We start from the raw sequence: 9,533 nt of genomic DNA, 5'->3' as shown, positions 1-9,533 counted from the left end.
CGCAAGGTCGGGATGATGGTCGAGCGGTAGAGGGTCACCGCGCCGGCAACGGCGGCAGCTCCAATCTCCGCCGCTCGGCCATCTCGCCGTACAGCCCCACGATCGTCCGATGCCTTGCCAGGTCGCCGGCCGTCTCCACCGCCTCGTGCAGGGCGATCAGCCCCCGACGCAGGGCGGCGTTGGCGCGGTCGAGGGCTTCCAGCGACAGGTCGGTGGGACCGATGGAAGCCAGCTCGGCGTACTGGACGCCATAGGCGTCGGCCGCCTCGGCCAGAACCGCCGCGATGGCCGCGTTCTCCCAGACCCGGGCGGTGGTCCCGCGCTCCACCTCCTGGGCGGCCAGCAACGACAGCAGGGCGATCACCCCAACGCGGCCGGTCATGAATTCGCCCTGCGACTCCTCGGGGGCGGGGATGGCCAGGCACATGAAGTTGCCGCGCAGGATGTCGGGCAGGGCCGGGGTCATCAGATGCCCTCCAGAGCGGCCAGGCGGTCGGCCAGGATCAGGTCGTGCCGCCGCGCCGTGTACCAGCCCGAGATCGCCAGGATCGGATCGGTGAAGCCGCCGTCGCGATATTCCTTGGCCGCCGAGGTCCAGATCGCCTGGCCCTTCACGGCGTTGAACAGCGACCACCAGGCCAGGGCCTTGGGGTCGACCCTCAGGCCGCTGGCCGCCTCCCACAGGGCGATCGCTTCGGCTTGCGGGATCAGCCCCGCCACCTTGTTCTCGTCGAAGTGGTTCCACAGCGGATCGAAGGCCCAGCCCAGGTCCTCGACTGGATCGCCCAGATGGGCCATCTCCCAATCGAGGATGGCCAGGATCGTCCCGGCCCCGTCGTGCATGAAATTGCCGGACCGGTAGTCGCCGTGGACGATGCTCACCCGTTGGGCCGGGGGCGGCGGGTGTCGATAGAGCCAGCGGATGGCGGCCCGGACGATCGGCTGCGGATGCTGCTCGTCAGCCTCGATCACGCCGGACCAGAGATCCAGGGCGATGCGCCAGCAGTCCTCCGGCGCGGGCTCCGGCGCCGCCTCGCGGATCGGCGCGCCCTGGTGGTCCAGCGCCGCCAGCTTGCCCAGGGTGGTGAAGAACTGCTGGCCCAAGGCCTGGGCGTGTTCGGCGTAGGGATCGAAGACGAACGGCGAGGGCACGGTCCCGCCGTCGATCCGCTCCATCAGGAAGAACGGCCGCTCCAGCGGGCCGCCGTCCTCCTCCAGGGCGATGGCCTGGGGGACGGGCACGTGGCCGTGGACGGTGCGATAGGCCAGGAACTCCAGCCGCCGGTCGGTCTCGATCAGGCTGCCGGGCGGGTCGCGACGCAGGATCATGCCGCGCGTAACGCCCCCCGTGTCGGCGTCCAGGCGGTAGGTCTCGCGGCTGGCCCCGCCGGGAATCCGCGACAGGTTGGTCACCGCCGTCGGCGCGCCCCACAGGCCGGTCAGATAGGTTTCCAGACCCGCGTGAAGGCTCATGAGGCCATGTCCAGGATCGACTTGAAGCCCGACGGCGCGTGCGGTCCCAGGGCCAGTTGTTCGAACACGCCTCGCCCGACCCGGACCGTCCCGTCCGCGCCCCGCCAGGTCACCTTCGACAGGGCCTGGACGTGCAGGTGGAACGGCAGGGTCCGATCCAGGTCGGCCAGGACCAGGTCCTCGCGCTCGACCTTCAGCTTGCCGTGGTTCAGCCCGTGGCCCCAGACGGGATGGCCGTAGCCCAGCCCCAGCATGAAGAACTCGGCCTGGGGCGCGATGTCGATCTCGCCGCCGTCCGGCAGGTGGATCGTCCCTCGCGCCGCGTGCCGGGTGCCGGGGCGCCAGTCGACGCCATAGTCCACCGCGTCGAAATCGACGGCCTTGTCCCGCGCCGAGCCCAGCGGCGCCCAGACCGCCCGTCGGTTCCAGGCCCGGCCGTGCTCGTCGTCATTGGTGTGGAAGAACAGGTCGCCGTCCGGAAAGGCGCACGGGGTCCACAGCCAGAAGAACTGCGGCAGGACTTGCGGCGCCATCTCCTGCGGATCGCGCGCGCCGATCGGCCGAACGCCCCACGAGCGGTCCCGCGTGCCCACGAAGCCGGCCAGGTCGTGGCGTACGCCGTCGACCTCGATCCAGCCGGAGTAGGATCCGTTCTGGGTCAGGCGGGTGTAGTCCAGCAGGGTGCGCGGCCCGATCCGGCGGGTGAAGCGTGGCTCCTCGATCGGGAACGAGCGACCCTCGAACGTGACCTGGGCGCTGACGCCTTGGTCGGGGGCCTCGACACTGATCCGTAGGCAGCGCAGCGGCTCCAGCACCTCGATGGTGATCGGCCCGACGCTCAGGTCCATCCGCTCCATCTCCAGCCAGCGGCTGGCGTGCAGGTTCACCTGGCGGCCGTCCTTCATCCAGCAGAAGGCGGCGTCGGCGATGTTCAGATGCGGATAGACCCCGAACGCCGCGGCGAAGAAGGCGTCTCCGTCCCCTGTCGTCTCGTAGCCGTTAAAGAAGTAGCGGTCGTAGAAATTGCGGTCGGTGCCGGCATAGGCCACCGGCTCGGCCGTCTGGTGGATCGGATAATCGTCTCCGCGCGTCAGGGTCATGATCAGGCCGTCCCCCCCGGGGTGAACTCCACCTCCAGCTTGCTGATGGCGTGGACGAAGTTGTTGGGCGCGATGTCGATCTCGCCGGTCCAGCGGATGTCGGGGAAGCGGCCCAGGATCTGGCGGTAGGCTTCCTCCAGCTGGATCTGCGCCACCCGCTTGCCGATGCAGACGTGCGGGCCGTAGCCGAAGGCGATGTGCTTGTCGGCGTTGGGTCGGGTGATGTCGAGCTGGTCGGGCTGGTCGAACACCGCCTCGTCGCGGTTGGCCGCGCCGTAGTACATCACCACCTTCTCGCCCTCACGGACGGCCTGGCCGGCGATCTCGGCGTCGCGGGTGGCTGTGCGGCGCATATAGATCACCGGGCTGACCATGCGGATGAATTCGTTGACCGCCCCGCCCATCAGCGACGGGTCGGCGATCAGCCGGGCCTTCTGGTCGGGGAATTCGGTCAGCAGCTTCATCGTGCCCGACAGGGTGTTGCGGGTGGTGTCGTTGCCGGCGAAGACGATCAGCAGCCACGAGCCGTCCAGGTACTCGTCGCTGAGCAGGGTCCCGTCGACCTGGGCGCGGGCGATGGCGCTCATGAGGTCTTGCTTGGGCTCAAGCCGCCGCTTGTGCAGCATGGTGCGGCCGTACTCGAACATCTCCTCGACGTTGGTATTGAAGTCCTGGACGAACTGCATCAGCTCCAGCGTCGGGGTGATCGGGGCCAGGGCCTGTTTCAAGGCCAGGTCCTGGGCCATTTCCAGATAGTGCATCCACTTCAGGAACTTGCCGCGGTCTTCGGCCGGCACGCCCAGGATCTCGCACAGGGTGAACAGCGGCAGCTTGGACGAGAAAGCCTCGACCAGGTCGCAGCGGCCCAGCGGGGCCATCTCGTCCAGCAGCCGGCTGACCTCGGCCCGCACCGCCTCGGTGACGCCGCGCAGATAGGCGGGGGTGAAATAGGCCATGTGCTCGCGGCGCAGCTGGATGTGCTCGGCGCCGTCGAGGTTGATCATGGTGTCCATCGAGGCGCGATAGAGCAGGGCGTGGCGTTTCTGCGGGTCGCCGTGCGCCATCAGGATGCCGCCCTTGCGCGACGAGAAGGTTTGGGGATCGGCCTCCACCGCCATGATGTCGGCGTGGCGGGTGATCGCCCAGAAGCCCGGGCCGCCATAGGGCTCGGGATGCCACATCACCGGCGCCTGGGCCCGCATCTTGGCGAAGTCGCCATAGGGCTGGCCGCGGGTGAATTGCTCGATGTTGGACAGGTCGACGCCGTCCAGCGTGGGGAACCGGGTCGGAGCGCCGGGGCCCTCGACACCGTCGACCGCGGTATCGCTGACAAGCTGCATGGCCATGCGCGTTTTCCCTATGAGTCCGCGCACTCCGTCGCGTGACGCTTTCGAGTAGTTCAGACGACACCTGTCGTGTCAATCAACTGGCGTCGAATCTGGGGGCATGGCAAAATCGGTCCGAGCACGGCGGAGAACGAACTTGGCGAGAGCGGCGGCGCAGCGGCCAGAGGGCAGGAGTGTCGGTCTGCGCGAGGCCCAGCGCTTGCTGACCCGCGAGCGGCTGATCGACGCCGCCGTCGCCCTGTTCGGTCGGCGCGGCTTCCGGGCCGTGACCATCGAGCAGATCGCCGCCGAGGCCGGGGCCAACCGCGCCACCTTCTATCTGCACTTCCGTAACAAGGAGGACGTGGCCAACGCCATCGGCGATCGGCTGGTCCCCAACATCCAGGCCACGTTCGCGGCGCTGGACGCGATCCAGGATCCGAGACTGGAAGACGTCCGCGCCTGGCTGGCCCAGGGCATGGCCGAGCAGACCGACGAGCGTCGCAACCTGCTGGCCGTGGCCACCGAGGCCAATGTCGCCGACCCCGACCTGGCCGACGACTATCTGCGCTTCATCAACCTGTTCATCGACGCCATGCCCAACTACCTGGCGCGGTTCAGCAGCGCCGAGCGGCCGGCGGCGCGCACGCGGATGCTGCTGCAGCTCGTCCAGTTCGAGCGGCTGTCCTACGTGATGGTCGTGCAACGGGCCTCGGCGCCGCTGGAGCCGTTGCTGGATGAGTTGGCGGTCAGCTGGTGGCGGTTGCTGACGGGGACGTAGGTCCACACCCAAACAACCGCTCATCCCGGCATTCGCCGGGATGAGCGGATTTCTTACGAGGGGTAGGCGGTCTTTGGCACATCCACCACGGCGGCAGGATCGACCGCCCGCTTGTAGCCCCAGTCGGTCTTGACGGTCGCGCCGTCCTTGGCCGCCGACTCCAGGATCGCCTGCATCAGGCGCATGTCCTGCAGGCCCTCCTCGCCCGGCGAGACCATCGGCGCCTTGCCGCGCACCACGTCGGCCATCCAGTCCATCTCGCGGGCGAACTGGTCGCTGGGCGGGGCGGGGACCGGCTGCTGGGCCTGGCCGCCCTTGACCACGGTCAGGCGGTTGCCGCCGTAGAAGGCCGCCGGATCGGCCACCAGCCGGCCCTGCTCGCAGATCACCTCGAAGGCCATGGTCGGCGCGTAGTTGAACGAGGTCGAACCGTTGGCGATCACGCCCGAGGGGAAGCGGAACTGCCAGTTGATCAGGTCCTCGGTCTCCTTGAACCGGGGATCGGAACGGTCGGTCTGGGCCCAGGCCTGGACGGCGATCGGCTCCTCGTTCAGCAGATAGCGGGCGGCGTTGACGCCGTAGACGCCCATGTCGCCCAGGGCCCCGCCGCCGGACATCTTGTCGTCCAGCCGCCAGACGTCGGACGGATCGGACAGGTCGGCCTGCCGCCCCATGGTGGTGTTGATCTGCCGGACCTTGCCCATCGACTTGGCGCGCAGGCGGCGCATGACGTCCAGGTTCTGTGGCTCGTACTGGCAGCGATAGGCGATCATCAGGTGACGCTTGGCGGCCTTGGCCGCGGCGATCATCGCGTCGGCGTCGGCGAGGGTGGTCGCCATCGGCTTCTCGCACAGCACGTGCTTGCCGGCCTTGAAGGCCTTGATCGTGTGCTCGGCGTGCATCGAGTTGGGCAGCACGATGTAGACGACCTGGATGCGCGGGTCCTTGGCGATGCGGTCGTAGTCGTCGTAGCCGTAGACCGCATCGGCCGGCAGGCCGTTCTCGGCGGCGACGCGGCGGGCCTTCTCGGGATGGCCGCTGACCACGGCGGCCAGCCTGGCGCCCTTGGCGACCTTCAGGCCCGGGATCAGCTCGTTCAGGCTCAGCTTGCCCAGGCCCACGATGGCGAAGCCGATCTTGTTGTCATCGGCCATGGCGGCCTCCTGCGGATTGGCGATGTGTGAACTGGCGATCGTCGGAGCGAGCGCCGCCGAGGCGCCGGCGGCGCCGATCAGGCTGCGGCGGGAAATGCGGTTTGGCATGACAGTCTCCTCCTGTTTTCTAACGAACCCTGCCGGCGGCGTTTTCCAGCACGACGTCGGACAGCACCGCCGTGTCCAAGGTGACGGGCAGGTGCGAGACAAAGCCGACGCCCACATAGAACGGCTCCTTCAGGTGCAACGGCAGCGGCGCGCCGTACTGGTGCATCGGCTCGCCCCGCTCGCTGACCCACAGGGTGAAGTCGTCGCCGGATTTCTGGATGCCGATGCGCTTGGCGTGCAGTATCACCAGGCTGTCGGGGCTGGCGCCGCCGGGCAGGCCGCCGCGGCTGCCGATGCGGTATTCCATGTCATTGATCCGCGCGCCCTTGGCCGGGCGGCGGGCGATGTGGATCATCCCGTCGCCGTGCAGGGCGACCAGGGCTTCGGGGGAATCGTCGTCCAGGGTCTGGCGGATGACCAGCACCGCCTTGCGGTCGAAGAAGCCCTTGGCGTCGGGATAGGCGATGTCGGCGGCCAGAGAGACGTCGCCCGACATCTTCTTCCAGAGGAACCGGAACTCGTCGCGCGTGTACCAGACGTTATAGCCGGCCGAGGTGACGGTGTAGACGCCGTCCTTGAAGCTGGCCGCGCCGGGGACGAGCGCCGAGCCGACGTCGGCCTGTCCCTCGAACACCCCGATCGGCGTGGCGATCACCGTCGTGGGGCGATGGAAGTCGGGCGGCGGCGGGCCCTGCTTATGGGTCGGACTGTCGGGATAGGCCCAATCTGGCGCAATGGATGGGGCCGGCGCGACCGGCGGGGTCTGGGCGGGGGCTTGGGCTGAGGCCGCGCCCGCCAGGGCTTGAAGGGCGGCGGTCAGCAGCAGGAGACGGAACCTGGACATCATGCGCTTCCTGGCCGTCAGTGCTTTGGATCTTCGGCGGTGAACGGCGAGCAGCAGGGCTTGCCGATGGCGTGGAGCTCCATGATCTCGGCCCGCGTGCCGTCGGGGTCGAACAGGTTCAGCTGCCACTTGGCGTCGCGCCCGATCTTGGGCGTTTCGTTCTGGCCTTTGAGGCGGCCTTCGTTCCACAGCAGGGTGTAGGCCAGTCGGGTGTCGGGCACGCCCAGCGCGAAGTGATCGAGGATCCCCAGCGTGGCCTGGCTCATGCCGGGCGGCGGGCCGCGGCCGTCCGGCGTGCCGACGATCATGTACTCCAGCCAGTCCGTGCCGTCGGGGACCTGAAGCGAGATCCAGGTCGGCTTGTCGTCCGCCATGCCGCCGAACCAATAGGGCCGAAAGCCCAGTATGCCGCGATAGAACACGTCCTGGCGCGCCCGGTCGTGGACGATGAAGCCCACGTGCATGAGGTGGCTCGACAGCGGGTTGACCGGGATGACGGGCGGCTTGGCCGGCGGCTGGACGAACTGGATCTTGACGCCCTCCGGATCGACGACATCGAACCAGCGCCCGCCGTCGGCGCCGGTCTCGACCTTGGCGGGGACGGCCACGCCCTTCGAGGCCAGATAGACCCGCAGGGCCTCGACGTCGGCGGTGTTGAAAGCGGCGTGGTCCAGCCGGTCGATGGTCGGCGGGCCGGGCGGCAGGGGCAGCACCTGGACGAACTGGGTCGGACTGAAATAGTAGCGCGCGCCGCCGGGGTTCTCGGGATCAGGGCCTTTCACCGCGCCCAAGTCATGAACGTAGAAGGCCTCGCTCTTGGCGGGGTCGGCCGCCCGGACCGCCAGGTGCGAGACGGAGACGATGGGCGGTCGGGCCGGCGTCGCGGCTTGGGCGCCGCCGCCGAAGGCCAGAACCGTCAAGGCGCAGATCAGTGCCCGCATGGCCGCTTCGCTCCCGTGATCCTTCGCTCCTCACGGGCGAAGGTTTCAGGCGAGAGGATAGCGCGGAATGTTAGCGTTACCAGGGGCGATGTTCATCGACCATCGTCGACCTTGCCAAGACCGGTCTTGAACGCAAACAGCGTCCGTGCCGAGGGGGGAAGGGCACGGACGCTGCGCTTGCAGGACGCCGGGGCCGGCCGGGGGGGAGAAGCCGGGTTGTCCGCGTCGAATAGGAGATTGGGATTCGAACCGGACTTCGCAACGGCGCAACCAAGGTCATTTCGCGGCGGGTTCGTTTCAGACGGGCGACCTTGTTTCCGACGAGCCCGCTCCGTCGCCCCCGCTTAGGAGTGAAGCTGGACGTTGCCGTTCACGAACTGGCCGGCGTTGAGAACGATCCAGCTGGCCTCGCCGTAGCTGTTGAAGAAGATGTACAGTTGCAGCGAATTCCATTGAACATTCGGCGACAGCGTCATGGCCGTCACGAAGGGCTGCAGGCTGCCCGCGGGCGTGATCGTCAGGGTGTTGATGCCCGGCGCCAGGACGTTCGGAGCCGCCCCCGCGTAGCTCCAGCTTGGTCCGCCGACGGCCGGCGTCGACGGCGACCAATTCATGGGCGACGCCGCGGGCATCGTGAACTGGGCGCCGTTGTTCACGCTCATCGTGGCGCCGAGCGAGTTGGCGTTGAAGATCGTTACCGTTGGTCCGGGCATGGCGCGCGTCCTTGGCTGGCGCGGCCTGAACGCCGCCGGCCGGAGCCTAGACCTGGGCTGTGCTGGTCGCTAGGCCTTCGTTCCGAACCGCGCCCGGTAGGCCTGGGGCGTGGTGGCCAGCGACTTGCGGAAGTGGTGGCGCAGGGCCGGCGCGCCGAAGCCGACGGCCTGGGCGATCTGCTCGACGCCGGCCGATGTGGTCTCAAGCAGGTCGCGAGCTCGGGCCAGGCGCTCGGCCAGCAGCCAGCGGGCCGGGGTCGCGCCCGTGGCGGCTTCGAAGCGGCGCAGGAAGGTGCGGGGGCTCATGCCGGCCGCGTCGGCCAGGGCCTTGACCGTGTGCTCGCGCGACAGGTCGGCGCGCATGCGGTCCAGGATCGGCGACAGGCGCGAGGCCTCGTGCGCGGTCGGCACCGGACGCGGGATGAACTGGGCCTGGCCGCCGTCGCGGTGCGGCGGGATCACCAGCCGCCGGGCCACGGTGTTGGCCGCCTCGGGGCCGAAGTCACGGCGCACCAGGTGCAGGCCCAGGTCCAGCCCCGCGGCGCTGCCGGCCGAGGTCAGGACGTCGCCCTCATCGACATAGAGCACGTCGGGCTGCACATCGATGTCGGGATGGAGGGCGCGCAGCCTGTCGACATAGCGCCAGTGGGTGGTGGCCCGCCGCCTGGCCAGCAGGCCCGCCGCCGCCAGCACGAACACGCCTGAGCAGATCGACATCACCCGCGCGCCGTTGGCGTGGGCGGTCCGCAGGGCGTCGATCAGCGGCTGGGGAACCGGCGTGTCGGCGCCGCGCCAGCCGGGGACGATGATCGTGCCGGCCTGTTCGACCAGCTCCAGTCCGCCGTCGGCCACGACCTGGACGCCGCCCAGGCCGCGCAGGGGGCCAGGCTCGATGGCCGCCGTGGCGAAGGCGTACCAGTCCGGCCCCATCTCCGGCCTGGGGAGGCCGAAAAGCTCGACCGCCACTCCGAACTCGAAGGTGCACAAGCCGTCATAGACTAGGACGACGACGCGCCTGTTGGCTGGTCCGGTCGCTCTCAAGAGGTTTGGCATGATCCTTACGGTCATTGTCGATCACGCCAGCTAACGCCGGG

The 9,533-nt window shown here is 68.9% G+C and carries 10 protein-coding genes; 1 reads left to right on the top strand and 9 read right to left on the bottom strand.

All coding sequences use genetic code 11. The features are described from left to right. Positions 1-34 precede the first annotated feature (34 nt). From WAL33_RS13460 to WAL33_RS13445, 4 genes are read right to left on the bottom strand one after another with little or no spacing between them, the layout of a single operon-like run. Positions 35-466: a hypothetical protein gene (locus WAL33_RS13460; protein WP_422182053.1), complete on the bottom strand. Its 432-nt coding sequence runs from the start codon at positions 464-466 to the stop codon at positions 35-37. Further along, positions 466-1,473, bottom strand: a complete 1,008-nt coding sequence (locus tag WAL33_RS13455; RefSeq protein WP_422182052.1) for a phosphotransferase family protein — start codon at positions 1,471-1,473, stop codon at positions 466-468. The genes WAL33_RS13460 and WAL33_RS13455 overlap by 1 nt, the downstream gene beginning before the upstream one ends. Continuing rightward, the gene (locus tag WAL33_RS13450) at positions 1,470-2,573 is read right to left on the bottom strand and encodes a hypothetical protein (protein WP_422182051.1); all 1,104 of its coding nucleotides are present in this window, start codon (positions 2,571-2,573) and stop codon (positions 1,470-1,472) included. The genes WAL33_RS13455 and WAL33_RS13450 overlap by 4 nt, the downstream gene beginning before the upstream one ends. A 2-nt stretch (positions 2,574-2,575) precedes the next feature. Next, positions 2,576-3,913 (bottom strand): cytochrome P450, encoded by a 1,338-nt coding sequence (locus WAL33_RS13445; RefSeq protein ID WP_422182070.1) that lies wholly within the window; start codon positions 3,911-3,913, stop codon positions 2,576-2,578. A gap of 142 nt (positions 3,914-4,055) precedes the next feature. Between WAL33_RS13445 and WAL33_RS13440 the strand changes: the two genes are divergently transcribed. Then, the gene (locus tag WAL33_RS13440) at positions 4,056-4,679 is read left to right on the top strand and encodes a TetR/AcrR family transcriptional regulator (RefSeq protein ID WP_422182050.1); all 624 of its coding nucleotides are present in this window, start codon (positions 4,056-4,058) and stop codon (positions 4,677-4,679) included. A gap of 53 nt (positions 4,680-4,732) precedes the next feature. Here WAL33_RS13440 and WAL33_RS13435 read toward each other — a convergent pair whose 3' ends face one another. From WAL33_RS13435 to ftrA, 5 genes are all read right to left on the bottom strand, one after another. Next, positions 4,733-5,941: a Gfo/Idh/MocA family protein gene (locus WAL33_RS13435; RefSeq protein ID WP_422182049.1), complete on the bottom strand. Its 1,209-nt coding sequence runs from the start codon at positions 5,939-5,941 to the stop codon at positions 4,733-4,735. 19 nt (positions 5,942-5,960) lie between these two features. Beyond that, positions 5,961-6,785: a hypothetical protein gene (locus WAL33_RS13430; RefSeq protein WP_422182048.1), complete on the bottom strand. Its 825-nt coding sequence runs from the start codon at positions 6,783-6,785 to the stop codon at positions 5,961-5,963. A 17-nt stretch (positions 6,786-6,802) separates the two neighbouring features. Continuing rightward, a complete protein-coding gene (locus WAL33_RS13425; protein ID WP_422182047.1) occupies positions 6,803-7,726 on the bottom strand; it encodes a VOC family protein in 924 nt (307 codons plus the stop codon). A gap of 344 nt (positions 7,727-8,070) precedes the next feature. Next, positions 8,071-8,439, bottom strand: coding sequence for a hypothetical protein (locus WAL33_RS13420; RefSeq protein ID WP_422182046.1), 369 nt, complete (start codon positions 8,437-8,439; stop codon positions 8,071-8,073). Between the two features lie 69 nt (positions 8,440-8,508). Next, on the bottom strand, positions 8,509-9,492 hold the full coding sequence (gene ftrA / locus WAL33_RS13415; protein WP_422182069.1) for a transcriptional regulator FtrA: 984 nt from the start codon (positions 9,490-9,492) through the stop codon (positions 8,509-8,511). Positions 9,493-9,533 lie beyond the last annotated feature (41 nt).

Origin of the sequence: Caulobacter sp. (assembly GCF_049283275.1) — a bacterium.
Classification (GTDB): domain Bacteria; phylum Pseudomonadota; class Alphaproteobacteria; order Caulobacterales; family Caulobacteraceae; genus Caulobacter.
This window is presented reverse-complemented; position numbering and strand designations above follow the sequence as displayed.

Bases quoted from the DNA above. Each gene is read 5' to 3' on its own strand.
- WAL33_RS13430 (WP_422182048.1), bottom strand. From the start codon at position 6,785: ATGTCCAGGTTCCGTCTCCTGCTGCTGACCGCCGCCCTTCAAGCCCTG.
- ftrA (WP_422182069.1), bottom strand. From the start codon at position 9,492: ATGCCAAACCTCTTGAGAGCGACCGGACCAGCCAACAGGCGCGTCGTC.
- WAL33_RS13460 (WP_422182053.1), bottom strand. From the start codon at position 466: ATGACCCCGGCCCTGCCCGACATCCTGCGCGGCAACTTCATGTGCCTG.
- WAL33_RS13420 (WP_422182046.1), bottom strand. From the start codon at position 8,439: ATGCCCGGACCAACGGTAACGATCTTCAACGCCAACTCGCTCGGCGCC.
- WAL33_RS13455 (WP_422182052.1), bottom strand. From the start codon at position 1,473: ATGAGCCTTCACGCGGGTCTGGAAACCTATCTGACCGGCCTGTGGGGC.
- WAL33_RS13425 (WP_422182047.1), bottom strand. From the start codon at position 7,726: ATGCGGGCACTGATCTGCGCCTTGACGGTTCTGGCCTTCGGCGGCGGC.
- WAL33_RS13450 (WP_422182051.1), bottom strand. From the start codon at position 2,573: ATGACCCTGACGCGCGGAGACGATTATCCGATCCACCAGACGGCCGAG.
- WAL33_RS13445 (WP_422182070.1), bottom strand. From the start codon at position 3,913: ATGCAGCTTGTCAGCGATACCGCGGTCGACGGTGTCGAGGGCCCCGGC.
- WAL33_RS13435 (WP_422182049.1), bottom strand. From the start codon at position 5,941: ATGCCAAACCGCATTTCCCGCCGCAGCCTGATCGGCGCCGCCGGCGCC.